Origin of the sequence: Synechococcus sp. PROS-7-1 (assembly GCF_014279795.1) — a bacterium.
In the GTDB taxonomy this organism is placed as follows: Bacteria; Cyanobacteriota; Cyanobacteriia; order PCC-6307; family Cyanobiaceae; genus Synechococcus_C.
The window spans coordinates 2,486,327-2,501,946 of record NZ_CP047945.1 but is presented as its reverse complement, the minus strand read 5'-3'; the positions used below and the strand labels follow the sequence as shown (position 1 = coordinate 2,501,946).

The 15,620-nt window shown below is 59.5% G+C and carries 15 protein-coding genes; 11 read left to right on the top strand and 4 right to left on the bottom strand.

The annotated features are described in order from the left end of the window. Positions 1-5: 5 nt before the first annotated feature. Entirely contained in the window at positions 6-965 is a 960-nt protein-coding gene (locus tag SynPROS71_RS13490) for an urease accessory protein UreD (RefSeq protein WP_186472199.1), read from the bottom strand. Between the two features lie 112 nt (positions 966-1,077). Here SynPROS71_RS13490 and ureE point away from each other — a divergent pair, with 112 nt between their 5' ends. The 8 genes from ureE (at position 1,078) to urtE (ending at position 8,125) form a co-directional block, all read left to right on the top strand. Next, entirely contained in the window at positions 1,078-1,599 is a 522-nt protein-coding gene (gene ureE / locus SynPROS71_RS13485; RefSeq protein WP_186595754.1) for an urease accessory protein UreE, read from the top strand. Beyond that, a complete protein-coding gene (locus SynPROS71_RS13480) occupies positions 1,596-2,267 on the top strand; it encodes an urease accessory protein UreF (protein ID WP_186595752.1) in 672 nt (223 codons plus the stop codon). The genes ureE and SynPROS71_RS13480 overlap by 4 nt, the downstream gene beginning before the upstream one ends. Further along, positions 2,267-2,890, top strand: a complete 624-nt coding sequence (ureG, locus tag SynPROS71_RS13475; protein ID WP_186595750.1) for an urease accessory protein UreG — start codon at positions 2,267-2,269, stop codon at positions 2,888-2,890. The genes SynPROS71_RS13480 and ureG overlap by 1 nt, the downstream gene beginning before the upstream one ends. A 99-nt stretch (positions 2,891-2,989) precedes the next feature. Then, the gene (urtA, locus tag SynPROS71_RS13470; protein ID WP_186595748.1) at positions 2,990-4,282 is read left to right on the top strand and encodes an urea ABC transporter substrate-binding protein; all 1,293 of its coding nucleotides are present in this window, start codon (positions 2,990-2,992) and stop codon (positions 4,280-4,282) included. Between the two features lie 97 nt (positions 4,283-4,379). Continuing rightward, positions 4,380-5,534 carry a branched-chain amino acid ABC transporter permease gene (locus SynPROS71_RS13465; RefSeq protein ID WP_186472194.1) on the top strand — a complete coding sequence of 385 codons (1,155 nt, stop codon included), beginning with the start codon at positions 4,380-4,382 and terminating at the stop codon, positions 5,532-5,534. Positions 5,535-5,538: 4 nt separating this feature from the next. Then, positions 5,539-6,666: an urea ABC transporter permease subunit UrtC gene (gene urtC, locus SynPROS71_RS13460; RefSeq protein ID WP_186595746.1), complete on the top strand. Its 1,128-nt coding sequence runs from the start codon at positions 5,539-5,541 to the stop codon at positions 6,664-6,666. Beyond that, positions 6,663-7,418, top strand: coding sequence for an urea ABC transporter ATP-binding protein UrtD (urtD, locus tag SynPROS71_RS13455; RefSeq protein WP_186595745.1), 756 nt, complete (start codon positions 6,663-6,665; stop codon positions 7,416-7,418). Before urtC ends, urtD begins: the two co-directional genes overlap by 4 nt. Continuing rightward, entirely contained in the window at positions 7,415-8,125 is a 711-nt protein-coding gene (gene urtE / locus SynPROS71_RS13450; protein WP_186472191.1) for an urea ABC transporter ATP-binding subunit UrtE, read from the top strand. Before urtD ends, urtE begins: the two co-directional genes overlap by 4 nt. A 19-nt stretch (positions 8,126-8,144) precedes the next feature. Here urtE and SynPROS71_RS13445 read toward each other — a convergent pair whose 3' ends face one another. Together SynPROS71_RS13445 and SynPROS71_RS13440 are read right to left on the bottom strand one after the other, a co-directional pair. Further along, positions 8,145-8,402, bottom strand: coding sequence for a DUF1830 domain-containing protein (locus SynPROS71_RS13445; RefSeq protein WP_186598100.1), 258 nt, complete (start codon positions 8,400-8,402; stop codon positions 8,145-8,147). A 109-nt stretch (positions 8,403-8,511) separates the two neighbouring features. Beyond that, positions 8,512-9,807, bottom strand: coding sequence for a glycosyl transferase (locus SynPROS71_RS13440; protein WP_186595743.1), 1,296 nt, complete (start codon positions 9,805-9,807; stop codon positions 8,512-8,514). Between the two features lie 69 nt (positions 9,808-9,876). On the opposite strand from SynPROS71_RS13440, the gene SynPROS71_RS13435 reads away from it, so the two are divergent. The 3 genes from SynPROS71_RS13435 to SynPROS71_RS13425 are packed head-to-tail and all read left to right on the top strand — an operon-like array spanning position 9,877 to position 14,034. Continuing rightward, positions 9,877-11,607: an alpha-amylase family glycosyl hydrolase gene (locus SynPROS71_RS13435; protein ID WP_186595741.1), complete on the top strand. Its 1,731-nt coding sequence runs from the start codon at positions 9,877-9,879 to the stop codon at positions 11,605-11,607. Next, on the top strand, positions 11,604-12,440 hold the full coding sequence (locus tag SynPROS71_RS13430) for an HAD-IIB family hydrolase (RefSeq protein WP_186595739.1): 837 nt from the start codon (positions 11,604-11,606) through the stop codon (positions 12,438-12,440). Before SynPROS71_RS13435 ends, SynPROS71_RS13430 begins: the two co-directional genes overlap by 4 nt. Continuing rightward, entirely contained in the window at positions 12,403-14,034 is a 1,632-nt protein-coding gene (locus SynPROS71_RS13425) for an alpha/beta hydrolase (protein WP_186595737.1), read from the top strand. The genes SynPROS71_RS13430 and SynPROS71_RS13425 overlap by 38 nt, the downstream gene beginning before the upstream one ends. On the opposite strand, the gene SynPROS71_RS13420 is transcribed toward SynPROS71_RS13425, so the two are convergent. Next, positions 14,018-15,586, bottom strand: coding sequence for an APC family permease (locus tag SynPROS71_RS13420; protein WP_186595736.1), 1,569 nt, complete (start codon positions 15,584-15,586; stop codon positions 14,018-14,020). The two genes, SynPROS71_RS13425 and SynPROS71_RS13420, sit on opposite strands and share 17 nt — an antisense overlap. Between the last annotated feature and the right edge of the window lie 34 nt (positions 15,587-15,620).

Here is a 15,620-nt window from a genome sequence, read left to right as displayed (position 1 = left end):
CGTTCTCAGTGTGTCCCTACCGCGGGCCAAGCAGTGTTCGCTATGAACGATGACGTCGGCAAAGGCTGTTCCTGCAAAGGCCAGACCCTTGGGATCTGTGGACTGCTCAAGGCGCGCAGGGCGCGGGTGCGAGCCCAGATGCGGCTGAACCAGAAGCGGGCATCGCGGCTGGACGGACCGGCATAACGGGCCACCAGGCCCTGATCCAAGCTGCTGCAGCGCAGCGTGCCTTCAAGGCCTGCGCGATCGCTGCGGACCAGCTCCAGCAGTTGCGTCAGAGCATCGCCGCTCAAGGGCATCGGTGCAGCCCACACCAGCGATCCGAACACTGGCTGTTTGTTCAGTCCGTGCTGGTCGTTGAGGGCGTCGCCCCCCAAGTCCAACCGGTCCACGATTTCCCAGCGATCGGCTTGATGAGGTTTATCACTGCGTCGGCAGATGCTCAGGGCTGAGCGCCAGCGACCCTGCTGCAGGGTTTCTCCAGCGGCGGTGCGGCCCAGCCGCACGATTTCTGCACTGAGAAAGGAGGCGTCAGCTGGTAGTTGCACCGTCAGATGCTGCTCATAGAGGGCATTCGCATAAAGCACCAGCTCCTGGGGTAGCCATTCCAGATCGCTGCTCTTCGCCAGTTTGCAGTGCACCTGTTGACGGGCCCATTGGCCTTCGGGGTAGAGGCGGCTGCGACCGATGGACCCGTAGACCTTCTGCGCGGCGACGCTGGTGATCAGGCCGCGACTGTTTGTTTTCAGGTCCAGGGCAATGCTGAGTTGGTCGCCACCCACCAGTCCTCCAGCTGTATGCAGGATTGGCAGCTCACAGCGGCCGTCTTTGCCCTGTTCAGCCCGCAGAAGCTTGAACGGGGCGCTGCAGCCCCCTTGGTGAACTGTGCCTGCGTCGCCGCGTTCGGTCTGCCGGTGTTCAAACCGCAGCTCGCAGCGGCCATGCCAGGGATCGAGGCGTTGCATTCCCCCACGCTCGGCGCTTGAGCTGCGATGACCTGTAGCAATCAACACCAAATCAACGCAGACGGCTGGGCAGGCTCAGGGTGAACGCGGAGAAGCCTTGGACGACAACGCGATGAGTGACAACGCGAGCGATCACAAACCGATCGTGTTGGAGCATCGCCAAGTGGGTGAGGCCGTTGGAGATCTTCCGCCCGACCGCCGCCTGCAATTGCCGCTCACGGCCGAAGATCGCACGGTGCTCCGTGGTCGCCGCCGTAGCCATTGTGGACGTTCTCTTTTGCTTCAGTTGCCGCGGGAGGGCGCCCTTCAGCCCGGTGATCGCTTGTTCGATCAATCCCGGAGTTGGGAGGTGGTGGTGATTGCGGCGCCGGAGCCGTTATTGCGGGTGCAGGCGGATTCAGTCTTGGAGCTCCTGCAGGCGGCGTATCACCTTGGCAACCGCCATGTGGCCCTCGAGCTTCACGACGGGGACTTGTTGTTGCTGGCGGATTCAGTGCTGGAGGCGATGTTGCGCAGCCGTGGCTTGCATGTGAGTGCCTGTGAGCGTCCGTTTGTTCCGGAGGGAGGCGCTTATGGGGGTGGTCACAGCCATGCCCACAGCCACAGCCATGCCCACAGCCATGAAACGCCATGACCTCCCTGGCGTTGCTCCAGTTGGTGAGCCCGGCTTTGCCGGTGGGAGCGTTCAGTTACTCGGAGGGGTTGGAAGTCTTGATCCAGGCCGGAGCGCTGAAGAGTGAGGCTGGTCTCGAGCAATGGTTGAGCGCCGAGCTGGAGCGAGGATCCCTGCGGTTGGAGGCTGCCGCCCTCGCCACCCTGATGGCTGACCTGGACCGATGGGTGAACGGCGCTGATCAGTCGGCCCGACTTCGTTTGCTGGATCTGGATGGTTGGCTGCTGGCCACACGTGAAGCTGCGGAAGTGCGAGCTCAACAACGTCAGATGGGGGGGTCTCTACTGCAGCTGTTGGCTGACATGGGCCATCCACTGACAGAACCACTCCCCCTGGCTTGGCCGGCGGCATGGGCTTGGGCGGCACTGTCGTTGGGGGTGTCGGAGGCTGACACGGTGGAGGGCTACCTCTACAGCTGGGTCGCCAATCAGCTCAGTGCGGCCGTGCGCCTGTTGCCTTTGGGTCCGACCAGGGCTCAGGTGCTTCAGCACCGTCTGTTGCCACGGATCGCAGCTGAGGCCCAAGAGCTCCTCGCTGCTGATCCACGAACCTTATGGTCAGCGGGTGTGGGGGCATCGCTGGCGCAGCTGTCCCATGCTGAGTTGTATTCCCGTTTATTCCGAAGCTGATGGGGAGCAAGTTACGTCTGGGTGTGGCTGGGCCGGTGGGGTCCGGCAAAACCGCTCTTGTGGAGGCGCTTTGCCGGCGACTGCGGGATCAACTGCAGTTGGCGGTGGTCACCAATGACATCTACACCCAGGAAGATGCTCAATTCTTGACGCACGCCGGAGCTTTGGAGCCGTCAAGGATCCGCGGCGTAGAGACCGGTGGCTGTCCGCACACGGCCATACGGGAGGACTGTTCCATCAACAGGGCGGCGGTGGCGGAGTTGGAAGCTCAGTTCCCAGGTCTGGATCTGGTGTTGGTTGAGAGCGGCGGCGACAATCTGGCGGCCAGCTTCAGTCCGGAGCTGGTTGATCTCTGTCTTTATGTGATTGACGTGGCCGCAGGCGACAAGATCCCGCGCAAGGGCGGCCCCGGGATCACGCGGTCGGATTTGCTGGTGATCAACAAGATTGACCTGGCGCCTCTGGTGGGAGCTGACCTGGCCGTGATGGAGCGCGACACCCTGCGCATGCGCGGCGATCGCCCCTGGTGCTTTACCAATCTGCACAGCGGTGAGGGGCTGGATTCGGTGGTGGCGTTTGTGTTGCGACAACTACCAAATGTTGAGTCGATTTCCTCGTCTTGAGGGCTGATTGGTCTGTCTGGTAGCCAGTGCTACCGGTCAAGGTTCGCCTCGCTGGGAGTGTCGTTGCGCTAACGCACCAGTCAGCACTCTTAATTCACCATGTCTCAACCGTTGTCAAAACGCATTTTGATCAGCCTGGCGGCGGCCTCTCTTGGCTTGACAGTCACGGCTTGTGGTGGTGGTGATCAAGCCTCCAGCGTCGAGTACGACGACACCGTGAAGGTTGGCATTCTTCATTCCCTCACGGGCACGATGGCTATTTCCGAGTCCACCCTTGTGGATACCGAGAAAATGGCCATTGATGAGATCAACGCTGCAGGTGGCGTTGAGGTCGATGGTAAAAAGTACAAAATCGAGTACATCGTTGAAGACGGTGCTTCTGATTGGCCCACCTTTGCCGAAAAGTCCAAAAAACTGATCGACCAGGACAAGGTGCCTGTGGTTTTCGGCGGTTGGACTTCGGCCAGCCGGAAGGCCATGCTTCCCGTTTACGAATCGAAGGACGCCTTCCTTTACTACCCAATTCAGTATGAGGGCCAGGAGTGTTCCAAAAATATTTTTTATACTGGTGCAACTCCGAACCAGCAGTCGGAGCCTGCGACGTTCTTTATGTACAAGAACTCGCCCGCCGCTGGTAAGCCCTTCTTCCTTGTGGGTTCGGATTACGTCTTCCCCCGTACTTCTAACACCATCACCAAAGAGCAACTTAAGTCGCTCGGCGGCGAAGTGGTCGGTGAGGACTACCTGCCCCTGGGCAACACCGAGGTGGCTCCGATCATCGCCAAGATCAAGGAGGCCCTGCCTGATGGTGGTGTGATCATCAACACCCTCAACGGTGACCAGAACGTCGCCTTCTTCAAGCAGATCCAGGACGCTGGCATCACCCCTGCCAATGGCTACTACGTGATGAGCTACTCCATCGCGGAGGAAGAGATCAGCACGATTGGACCTGAGTTCCTGGAGGGCCATTACGGTGCTTGGAACTACATGATGTCCATCGATACTCCTGCTTCCAAGAAGTTCGCTGCTGACTTCAAGGCCAAGTACGGTGACGATCGTGTGGTGGCTGACCCGCAGGAGTCCGCTTACAACATGGTTTATCTATGGAAGAAAGCTGTCGAGAAGGCCGGAACCTTTGACGACGACAAAGTCCGTGAGGCTCTGGTCGGAATCAAGTTCGATGCTCCCCAGGGACCGATCGAAGTTCGCCCGAACCACCACATCTCCCAGATTGTGCGCATCGGCGAGATCACTTCGGATGGTCAGTTCAAAATCATCGAGGAATCGGATTCTCCGATCGACCCTCAAACTTGGAACCAGTTCGAGCCCACTTCCAAAGGATTTGCTTGCGACTGGACCGATCCCAGCAAAGGTGAAAAATACAAGCTCTGATGGCTCATTGAGTTCCTAAAGGCTGAATGCTTACTGGAGGAGTCCCTGCTGGGATTCCTCCTTATCTGTTGCTCTAATCGCTTAGTTATCAATTTTCGTGCAACTGCTATTTGAGAGCCTGTTCAACGGTGTGGCCATCGGCTCTGTGCTCCTGGTGGCTGCCCTCGGATTGGCGATCGTTTTTGGTCTGATGGGTGTGATCAATCTCGCGCATGGCGAGCTGATCATGCTTGGGGCTTACACCACTTATGTGGTTCAGCTGATCTTCAAGCTGCCTGTATTTCAGCCCATTTATGACACCTACGTTCTGGTGGCGATTCCGCTGGCCTTCATCACAAGTGGCGTGGTGGGCATCCTTTTGGAACGCACCGTGATTCGCCGCCTCTACGGCAATCCCCTCGAAACACTGTTGGCCACCTGGGGCGTCAGCTTGATCTTGCAGCAGTTCGTGCGCAGTGTGCCACTGGCTCAGGCAGCTGGTGCGGTGCTTGCTCTTGTGCTTGGTTTTTCGTTGCCCTTGTTGCTTCCCAAGGCTCTGTTGCAAGGCTCCCGAGCTCGTTGGATGCGCGCTGGCAGCTGGGGTGTTTCGGCTCTTGTTGGCGTGGTGTTTGCCAATGGATTGGCTTCTCAGGTCAGTCGGATCGCGCGTGCCACTTCCCGCAATGTGGATGTAACGGCACCCAAATGGATGCGCGGCGGGCTGGAGTTCGCCGATCTGACCTTCCCCGTGCCTCGTCTGGTGATCATCGTGATCACGGTGGTGGCCGTGGTCGGCGTGACCTGGTTCCTCAACCGCAGCGTCTGGGGCATGCGCATTCGTGCCGTGACTCAGAACCGAGAGATGAGTGATTGCCTTGGTATTCCCACCGACACCGTCGACGTGCTCACCTTCGGAATCGGTTCGGGGTTGGCTGGCGTTGCTGGTGTGGCGGTGTCATTACTCGGTTCAGTCGGCCCGAATGTGGGGACCTCCTACATCGTGGGCTGCTTCATGGTCGTGGTGCTTGGCGGTGTAGGCAATCTGCTTGGCACGGTGATCGCCTCATTCGTCATCGGCTTGCTGACCGATCTCATTGGTGCAGGGCGGTTGCTTTCGATCTGGCCTGGTATGCCCGCTCCCCTGGAGGGAGTGGTGAAATTCTTCGCCACCACAAGCATGGCCCAGGTGATGGTCTTCGCTCTGATTGTGGTCTTCTTGCAGTTCCGTCCAGCGGGTCTGTTCCCGCAGAAGGGACGCATGGTGGAGGCCTGACGTCATGATCCAAGCCTTTCAAGGCCGTCGCTGGCCAATCGTTCTCGTCTGGGTGCTGATCGTGGCCGTGGTGGTGGCCGCACCAGCGGTGCTTCCTGTGTTTCGGCTCAACCTGTTAGGTCGTTTCCTTTCCCTGGCGATCGTGGCCCTCGGTATTGATTTGATCTGGGGTTTTACCGGATTGCTCAGCCTCGGTCAGGGCATCTTTTTCGCTCTTGGTGGCTATGGGGCGGCGATGTATCTCCAGCTCAATAGTTCTGCCAGCCATCCCAACGGCATCCCCGAGTTCTTCAGTCTTTACGGCGTGGATCGGCTGCCCTTTTTCTGGGAACCCTTCCACAATCCTCTGTTCACGGTGATTGCCATCTGGCTGGTGCCGGCTTTGTTGGCTGCGCTGCTCGGCAACATGGTCTTCCGCAACCGCATCAAGGGTGTCTACTTCTCGATCCTCACCCAAGCGGCTTTGCTGGTGTTTTTCAATTTTTTCAATGGCCAGCAGAAGCTGATTAACGGAACCAACGGTCTTAAAACCGATGTGACCAAGCTGTTCGGCCAGATGGTTGGATCTCCAGAGATGCAGCGGTGGTTCTTTTGGATCACTGCTGTGATCGTGATCTTGGCCTGGCTGTTTGTGCGCTGGTTGGTACGTGGTCGTTTCGGCGATGTGTTGATCGCGATCCGTGATGACGAGCCGCGGCTTCGCTTCACCGGCTACAACCCCACCCTGTTCAAGACGATTGTGTTTGCGATTGCCGGGGGTCTTGCGGGTATCGGCGGTGCCCTCTTCACGGTGCAGTCGGGGATCGTTTCGCCCCAGTACATGGCGGTGCCCTTTTCGATCGAAATGGTGATCTGGGTCGCAGTAGGAGGTCGCGGCACGCTGGTCGGTGCCATTCTCGGCGCCGTCTCGATCATGTATGCCAAGAGTCTGGTGAGCGAGGCGATGCCTCAGAGCTGGCTGTTTATTCAGGGTGGACTATTCATTTTGGTGGTCACGGCACTGCCGGAAGGCGTCATCGGCTGGTTCCGCACGGACGGCCCTCGCAACCTGCTGTCTCGCCTGGGTTTGGGTCGTCGAATTTCCACCTATCCCCAATTGGAAATCGACGGTCAAGAGGAGGTGCAGCCATGAGTGCTCCCCTTTTGGAGTTACGCAAGATCACAGTCAGCTTTGACGGCTTTTTAGCCCTACGCGATCTCAATCTCAGTCTCCAGCCTGGTGAACTGAGGGCGGTGATTGGTCCCAATGGTGCTGGCAAAACCACCTTTTTGGATGTGATCTCCGGAAAGACGTCCCCTACCGACGGCGAGGTGGTGTTTCAGGGTCGCTCACTTCTGGGTACTCAGGAACACCGCATCGCCCGGCTCGGCATCGGTCGCAAATTTCAGAGTCCGCGTGTGTTCGAGAAGTTGAGTGTGGAAGAGAACTTGGCGCTGGCTGTTAGTCAGCCGAAACAGCCTTGGTCTCTGTTATTTGGTGGCTTGAATGCCACACAGCGCGATCAGGTGCATCATTTGATGGACATCGTGAATTTACAAAACCGGGCTCACTGGATGGCGGGAGCTCTCTCCCATGGTCAGAAACAGTGGCTGGAGATTGCGATGTTGGTGGGTCAGGATCCTGACCTTCTTCTCGTTGATGAGCCGGTGGCAGGACTCACCGATGAGGAGACGGATCTCACCGCTGATTTGCTCAAGTCGTTGGCGGGAGATCACACCGTGCTGGTGATTGAGCACGACATGGAGTTCATCCGACGCTTGGAGAGCCAAGTGACGGTGTTGCACCAGGGTCATGTGCTCTGTGAGGGAACGATGGATCAGGTGCAGGTTGATCCGCGTGTGATTGAGGTGTATCTCGGAACCACGGAGGAGCAGAACGGATGACGGAACTTCTGGAAATCCGCGGATTGAATACCTATTACGGCGAGAGCCATATCCTTCGGGACGTGGACCTCACCGTGAAATCTGGTGAGATGGTTTGTCTGATCGGCCGTAACGGTGTGGGTAAGACCACGCTGCTCAAGTCGTTGATCGGTCTGTTGCGACCGCGTCGCGGAGAGATTGTCTTCAACGGTGATGGGCTCGACCGTCAGGCTCCTTATCAAAGGGCAAGGGCTGGGGTTGGCTATGTGCCCCAGGGGCGAGAAATCATTCCACAGCTGACCGTTGAGGACAACCTGATGCTGGGAATGGAAGCGCTCCCAGGTGGGCTCGGACGCCACCGGCGTATCGATCCGTTTGTGTTTGAGCTCTTCCCCATCTTGAGGGAGTTTCTGCCTCGCAAGGGTGGTGACCTCAGCGGTGGCCAGCAGCAGCAGTTGGCCATTGCCCGGGCACTGCTTGGCAAGCCCAAATTGCTGCTGCTCGATGAACCTACTGAGGGCATTCAGCCCAACATCGTGCAGGACATTGAAGCTGCTGTACGTCGCATCATTGCCGAGACCGGCATTGGTGTTCTGCTGGTGGAGCAGCACCTTCATTTTGTTCGGCAAGCCGATCGCTATTACGCAATGCAGCGTGGGGGGATTGTGGCCAGTGGTCTAACCAGTGAATTAAGTCAGTCGGTTGTCGATCAATTTCTCAGTGTGTAATCCGCTCTCATTCGATCGTTCAGCATGCCCAGAGAGATGTGATGGGTGACTCATCGGCTGATTTTTTGTTGAATGCGTAATCAGATACATCGGCGCGAATGTGAAGCATTTGTCCTTGCGTCGACATCTGCCAGATCTCCAGTCTGCTGTTGAGCGGTGCCTCAAACCAGTACAACTCCTTTGGCATTACAACCTTTTCTCGATAGAACTGATTCTCTCCAATGCACTTGAGAATGACCATTCGGTCGGTGTCATTGTTGTACATGCATTCGATCATGGTTATCAAGAGATTGAGGGCAAGCATCGTGTTTTTGAGCCAGGAAAAGTGTTGGCTTGGTCACCGAATGCCAGCTGCTTAAGGTTTTCTTTATCTGCTGCAGATCTGTTTAGGCCGCAGTGCTCGAGGCTGAGCGGCGTTCAGCAGGGGATGGCGCGGTGGGGCAGTTGGGTCGTCGTGGCCGCCTTGCTCCCGTACTGCGCAGGGTGGGACTTCGGTCGGCGCGTCCTGCTAAGGCGAGCTCGGAGGCAAACGATGGATTGCAGCTATGAAGCCTCGACCAGCTCGGCAGTTGATGGGCGATCGGTGATGCCATCAATGAGGTGAGGCCAGGTCTCAGAAGTTCGGAGAAGCGATGCACCGCTAGCTCTTCGCCATGCCGGTCGTAGGGCAACCGATTGATCGCTGAGTCGAGTCCGAACTGACGCACCCTGTCTTCGCCAACCCGTCGGTACAGCACCTCCAAGGTCGGCAGTTGATCCATGGACACCACGCATCCCTCGTGCTCCATCAGGCTGCGCAACACCGTGCAGAAGATTTCGCTGGCCATGCGCTGCAGTCCCTCATTGGGCCGCTGGCCCAAGCTCTTGTGCTTGTGATCGAACAGACCAAGGTCCACCTGGGCGATGCGGCTGGGTGCAACATGCCGATACACCTCCGAGAGCAGGCCCATTTCCAAGCCCCAGTCCGATGGGATGCGCAGATTCATCGCCAAATCCCTCGTAAAGGCGAATTCTCCTGCCAATGGGTAGCGAAACGTCTGCAGATAACGCAGATAGGGCAGTGGACCGAAAATCTGCTCAAGGCTCGTCAGCAGAGGCCCAACAAATAAGCGGGTGGCCCGGCCCTGGAGGGCTTGGGTTTCCAAAGAGAGCCTGCTGTAGAACGCTTTGACGTAAGCCATCCCGTGGGATGGGTCGAGCAGGGGTCGGAGCATCCGTTCCGGATAGCCGGAACCGAAGGTGCGGATGTCGGCGTCGAAGAGGCCGATCACTTCCGCGTGCTGACAGGCAACGCCCAGGCCTTGCCAAACCGCCCAGCCCTTGCCGGGTGGACCAGTGAGGTCGAGTCCGTGCTGCTCCATCGACGCGAGGATGTCGTTCACGGCCGGACCGTTGGTCCAGTGCACATGCACGGGGAAGGGCATGTCCGCGAAGAATGCCTCAGCAGCTTTGACATCGGCTGCCCTGTCCGCGGACAGGGCGATGACCAGGTTGGACAGACCCGTGAGTGAGGAGAGCGTGTCGCGAATCAGGCGCAGGGCGGGTCGACTGAATTCCTCCATCAGGCAGGGGATTAGCAGAGCGGTTGGTCTCTGCTTGAGCTCCTTGTTGAAGGCAATGGCGTTGAGATTGCCCAGGCTGTAGTCGTGAACCGTGGCGATCAGGCTCTGCTGAAAATCCATGCGGTGTTCGATGCAACAACGGAAAGAAGGCGGCTGCTCCATACCTGAGTGAGGTTCAGGTGAAACGGAGTGCAGTTTCAAAGCGAGCGAGCGCTGGGAAATCTGCTGAGGAGCCTTTACTCAGGTCATCCTTCCGGGGATCTCGAGGCGTTGTCGTCGCAATTGCTGCAGATTCTCGGCTCCGCATCGGGGAATGCTGAAATCCGCACCAAAGGCAATCCCTGGAGTGTCGAGGATGTGGTGCTGATTACCTACGCCGACACAGTCGTTGAGGGCGATCAGCCGGCCTTGGTGAGCCTTCGCACCTTTTTGAACAGCCATCTCTCAGAGTTCGCGGCGGTTCTCCATGTGTTGCCGTTCCTGGAGGCCTCGAGCGATGGCGGATTCGCGGTGGCCAGTCACGAACGTCTGGAGGAACGTCATGGTGATTGGTGCGATCTAGCTGATCTTGCCCAGGGGCGCAGGTTGATGGCTGATCTGGTCTTGAACCATGTGTCGGCCTCCCATCCCTGGGTGCGCCAGTTCTTGCGCGATCAAGAGCCGGGTCGGTTCTGCGTGTTGGAAGCGGGTCCTGATCCCTGTTGGGACAACGTGGTGCGTCCCCGCAGTTCCGCCCTGTTCACCAAGCTTCAGGGTCCCATCAGCATGCGTCAGGTTTGGACCACGTTTGGGCCCGACCAGGTGGATGTGGATTGGCGCCACCCCGAGGTGCTGCTCGGCTTCACCCGGCTGCTCGCCCGCATGGTGGCCCATGGGGTGGGCTGGATCCGTCTGGATGCGGTGGGGTTCGTCTGGAAGGAACCCAACACCACCTGCATTCATCAGCCTCAAGCCCATCAGTTGGTGGAAATCTTGCGCCAGTTGTTGACGATCGCCCGCGCCGATGGAGTGGTGGTCACGGAGACGAATGTCCCTGAACAGGAGAATCTGTCCTATTTGCGCACGGGTCGAGAGGCCCATTTGGCGTACAACTTTCCCTTGCCACCGCTGCTGCTTGAGTCGGCTGTCAGCGGCTCCGCTGATTTGCTCAATCGTTGGCTATCGCGCTGGCCGTCGCTGCCGGAGTCGACGTCGTTGCTCAATTTCACCGCCTGTCATGACGGTGTGGGGCTGAGACCGCTGGAGGGTTTGATGCCGCCGTCACGGCTGAGGGAGTTGTTGATCGCGTGTGAGCAGCGCGGGGGTCTGGTGAGTCATCGCCGGTTGGCCGATGGCAACGAAGTCCCCTATGAGATCAACATCAGTTGGTGGAGCGCCATGGCCGATGGGGGCGTTGACCCCAGCTACTGGCAGAGGGAACGCTTTCTGCTCACCCAGTTGATGGTGCTCGCCCTGCCTGGGGTGCCGGCGTTCTATCTGCCGGCTTTGCTCGCCACTGCCAATGACCTCGGTCGCTTCAGGCGCACGGGGCACCGGCGCGATCTCAACCGACCCCAGTTCAAGCAAAGGACGCTGGAACGGCGTCTGCAGGATCCAGACAGCGATGCCGCAGTCGTTTTGCTTGCGCTGAAGCAGGCGCTCTCGGTGCGGGCAACGCTGCCGGCGCTGCATCCTGATGGCCAGCTTCAGGTGTTGACCCCAGACCGGGTGGATCGCGTTGTATTGCGTCGATCCCATGCGGGTCATGACCTTCTGGCGGTTCATAACGTCACATCGACCCGTCTCACCCTGGATCCCTCCGGACTGCTCGACGAGGAGGATGCATCGCTTTGGGTCGATTGTCTCAGTGGCCGCACCCTGGAGCCCTGCAAACGCCATCTGTTGAACCCTTATGAGGTGCTCTGGCTGGTGAGGTCATGAAGACAACCCTGAGGCGTCAGTGGTGGGTGGTCACCGACCTCGATGGCACCTTGATGGACCATCGCTACGACTGCGCACCGGCACTGGGCACGATTCGTCTGCTGCAGCGTCGGGGGATTCCCATCATTCCGTGTACGAGCAAAACAGCGGAAGAAGTCCGTCGTTTCCGTGAACAAACCGGACTGCGGGATCCATTCATCGTCGAGAACGGGGGAGCCATTCATGGCGAGAACGCCGACGGGAGTCCCTGGCAGCAGACGCTCGGTCCGTCATGGCAGGAGCTGCGCCCACAGCTCGACGGCTTGGCGCACGACCTGGGGCAACCGCTGCAGGCGCTGGATGATCTCAGTGATCAGGATGCCGATCGCTTGCTTGGTTTGGGCGGTGACGCATTGCGACAGGCCCAGCGCCGGGCCTGCAGCGTGCCGTTTGTGCCTCCACCGGATGGCGAGTCACGCAGGCGTCTGCAACAGCTGGCGCAGGCCCGGCAACTTGCGGTTGTGCAGGGAAATCGCTTGGGCCATTTGCTGGGAGCCGACGTCAGCAAAGGCCGAGCACTTGCGGTGCTGAAGCAGCGCCAGGGAGCGTCTGAAGTGGCTGTTCTGGCTTTGGGAGATTCGCCCAATGACCTTCCTTTGCTGCACGCCGGCGACCGCTCGATCGTGGTGCCAGGGGTAGACGGACCGCATCCCGCCCTCCAGGCCGGCCTGGAGGAAGGTCGTTTCCAGTTGGCACCGGCCCCCCATGGGCATGGGTGGGCTTCAGCAGTTGAGCATTGGCTTCAGGGGCTGCAAGATGAGTCGCCTGACGATTGCGCTGCTCACCGTGAATAAGGTCAAGCGATGGTTGGGTTCAGTGCTAGGCGGGGCGGTAATCAGCCTGGGTTTGCCCGCTTCGGCCGCAGACACAATTGTGTTTCGCTTTGGTGAATTCTCCAGGGATGTGTCCGTCCCCGCCCTGGCCAAGTTCAGTGATGACGGCACGGTGTCACCGGATCTCAGCGCTTATTTCCGCTTGCTGGACCCGTCCGCACGCACTGCTCTGCGGACAGCTCTGAACCAGAGCGTGCCGGTGAATGAGGTGATGGCCTCGAATTTCCTCAGTACGCCCCTCGGCAAGAGTTCCTTGCAGCAACTGGTGAAGGTGCTGGATCAGCCGGCGTCCGTGGCGCAACCGGCCCTGGCTTCGGCGCTCATTCTTGCCGCTGCAAAGCCGGGAGACCTGCGCTTGATCGATGTTCTCGAGGCTTACCCCACCCAGCGCCTGCCTGTGAACGTGGCCGCTGTTCTCTCCCTGGCCCGCTCCCTGTCTCAGCAGATGAATCTGCAGAACAGGCTGTTCGAGCAGATCTCCTCGATCGAGGGTGCTCCCGGTTCGGGTCCGTCTCTTGAAAGCCTGGCCGAACCAGGAGCCATCAAGTTCGTTCCAACGCCCTTTCAGTTCGAAGGCCGCGACGGTAAGCGCATCACCGCCATCGCTTATATCCCCGACACGGCCACCCAGGCGAGCCCTGCGCCTCTGGTGGCGATTGCTCCTGGCTTGAACACCAACATGAACGCCCTTCTGTATGTAGGGCAGCAGTTGGCCAGTCATGGCTATGCAGTCGCCTCCCTCGACTTTCCTTTCACCAGCGCGAACGCGATTTCCGCGGCGATTAAAGGAACTGGTGCCATCCCGCCGCCGAATGCCTGGTATGGCCAGCCCCTGTCGGTGAGTGATCTGATTGATCAGGTCCAGCAGCGCTGGGGTGAGCGCGTGCGTACCGACCGTGTTGGGGTGTTGGGCCAATCCTTGGGTGGTTACACCGTCACTGCGCTGGCCGGAGCAGAACTCGACTGGGAGCACCTAGTGAGCAACTGCCGAAGCCTGTCGGATCCCGACACGGTGGTGCTCAATCCAGCGGTGGTATGGCAGTGCGTCGCCCCCGGAAAAGTGGTGGAGCGTCAAAGTTTCAGGGATCCGCGGGTCCAGGTTGCCGTGGCCATCAATCCCGTGACCAATCCCATTTTCAGCAGCGCATCCATGCAAAAGATCGCAGTCCCGATTCTTTTTGTGTCGGGTACGAATGATGTCTTTGCGCCTCCAATTTCCCAACAGCTGATTCCTTTTACGGCCATCAACCAGCCCGATTCCCTGCTGGTGTTGCAGCACAACGGCACTCACCTCTCCTTTCTCAAAGGCACGTCCGATCTGCCCGCTTTTGTGATCGGACCAGACCAGCCTTTGGCTCGCCAAGAGCTCAAAGGTCTGGCGCGCAGTTTCTTCGATCGGCACCTGCGGGATCAGCGTTCCTCCCCAGGGCCAGGGCAGTCGACAGCCAGTAACGGTGAGCTCTCGGGCCGTGATCCCCTCAAACTGCTGATCACCCCGCGATTCAGCAGGCAGCAGCTCAACCAGGCGGATCCTGGATTCAAGCAGTTTCCTTAGGTTGCGTCAGCGGCGTGAGCGCATGGGGTGAGGCATCCTTCAGCGCGCTGTTCACCGCCAAGGGCATCACTGCCATGGCCAATCCTGCGAGAACGGCGAGGTGCCAGCCCATGGGTAATTCCAGGGGCTGGCCCGTGCTGAACAGCTCCATATCGAGAATTAACAGGCCGAGATACAGCGCCCACCACAGTCCGCTTGTCAGTTCAATCGGCTGGCCTTTCCAGGCGTTGCTGAGGGCGTAGATCAGGCTGGGAACTGCAATCACCAGCACGGCTCCCTCCAAAGCCTCCCGCCCGCTCCAGCTCGTCGCCCAGGTGGCCATCACAAAGGCCATGCTGCTGAGCAGCCAGGGGCAGGGAATCTGAAAGCGTCTTGGGGCGTTCGGCAGTTGGCGGCGCAGGGCGAGCAGGCTCACCGGGCCCATGGCCAGGGCAATGATCAAGGTGGAGGTCAGAAAGCTGACCACGTCTTGCCAGCTCGGCGCCAGCCAGAGGAGAAGTGTGCTGATGACCAGGCTGCTGATCAGCGACCAGTGGGGGACCCCCCGACTATTCAACCGCCCGAGAGCGCCCGGAAGCAGCCGGCACTCTCCCATCATCCAGCTCACCCGTGCGGAAATTCCCAGGTAGGCCATGCCTGTGGCACCGGGGGAGACCACGGCATCGATGAGCAGGATGGTGGCCACCCAGCCCAGGCCCAGACCCGTGGCCAGCGCAACGAGCGGACCCCCATGGGCACTGAGGCTGAGTCGGCTCCAGCCCTGTTGCAAGGCCTCCGGTGGGACGCTGACCAGAAAGCCGAGCTGCAGCACCAGATAGATCAACAAACACAGGCCCAAGCCGACTCCCATGGCCAGGGGGACATTGCGCTGGGGATTGCGCACTTCCCCGGCGAGGTCCATCGCCGTGCGAAAACCCAGCAGGCTGAACAGAATTCCGCCGCTGCCGATGGCATCCACCAGCGTGTCTTGCTGCCCTTGAACCGGGAGTTGCAGATTGCTCCAGTGGCCTGCAATCAGCATCAGGCTGATGGACACCAGCAGGGGAACGACGAGTTTCCAAAGGGTGAGGCCATCGATCCAGCGCGCCAGTTGGTTAACGCCTGCAAGGTTGATCCAGGTGAACAGCACCAGCAGGGCCACCGCCACAAGCTGTCCGCTGCCCGTGAGGTCTTGGGAACTGCCTGCATCACGGGTGAGCCAGGGCAGCACGCTCGAGAGGTACTGGAGTAGGGCCAGCACTTCGATTGTGGGCAGCGACACGTAGGAGATCCAGGCGCTCCAGCCGCCGATGAATCCCGACAGGCGGCCATGGCTGAGTAGGGGCAGCTGGGCCAGGGCTCCGGAGCTGCTCACCAGAGCGCCCAGCTCTGCGAACACCAGCGCCAGGAGAAAGGCCATCACTCCGCCGATCACCCAGGCCAGCAGGCTTGCCGGGCCGGCGATGCGTGCGCAGAAGTAGGGAGCGAACAGCCAGCCTGAGCCGATGGTGCCGGTCACCACCGTGAGGATCAGGGAGTTGACGCCCAGGTCGCGTTGAAGGGTCGCTGCCAAGGATCAGGGTCTTGCGGTGGGATTGCCTTGAAAG

Coding starts and splice junctions, on each gene's coding strand:
- SynPROS71_RS13430 (WP_186595739.1), top strand. CDS start 11,604: ATGAAGACAACCCTGAGGCGTCAGTGGTGGGTGGTCACCGACCTCGAT.
- SynPROS71_RS13440 (WP_186595743.1), bottom strand. CDS start 9,807: ATGGATTTTCAGCAGAGCCTGATCGCCACGGTTCACGACTACAGCCTG.
- SynPROS71_RS13445 (WP_186598100.1), bottom strand. CDS start 8,402: ATGATCGAATGCATGTACAACAATGACACCGACCGAATGGTCATTCTC.
- ureG (WP_186595750.1), top strand. CDS start 2,267: ATGGGGAGCAAGTTACGTCTGGGTGTGGCTGGGCCGGTGGGGTCCGGC.
- urtD (WP_186595745.1), top strand. CDS start 6,663: ATGAGTGCTCCCCTTTTGGAGTTACGCAAGATCACAGTCAGCTTTGAC.
- urtC (WP_186595746.1), top strand. CDS start 5,539: ATGATCCAAGCCTTTCAAGGCCGTCGCTGGCCAATCGTTCTCGTCTGG.
- urtA (WP_186595748.1), top strand. CDS start 2,990: ATGTCTCAACCGTTGTCAAAACGCATTTTGATCAGCCTGGCGGCGGCC.
- urtE (WP_186472191.1), top strand. CDS start 7,415: ATGACGGAACTTCTGGAAATCCGCGGATTGAATACCTATTACGGCGAG.
- SynPROS71_RS13480 (WP_186595752.1), top strand. CDS start 1,596: ATGACCTCCCTGGCGTTGCTCCAGTTGGTGAGCCCGGCTTTGCCGGTG.
- SynPROS71_RS13490 (WP_186472199.1), bottom strand. CDS start 965: ATGCAACGCCTCGATCCCTGGCATGGCCGCTGCGAGCTGCGGTTTGAA.
- SynPROS71_RS13425 (WP_186595737.1), top strand. CDS start 12,403: ATGAGTCGCCTGACGATTGCGCTGCTCACCGTGAATAAGGTCAAGCGA.
- ureE (WP_186595754.1), top strand. CDS start 1,078: ATGAGTGACAACGCGAGCGATCACAAACCGATCGTGTTGGAGCATCGC.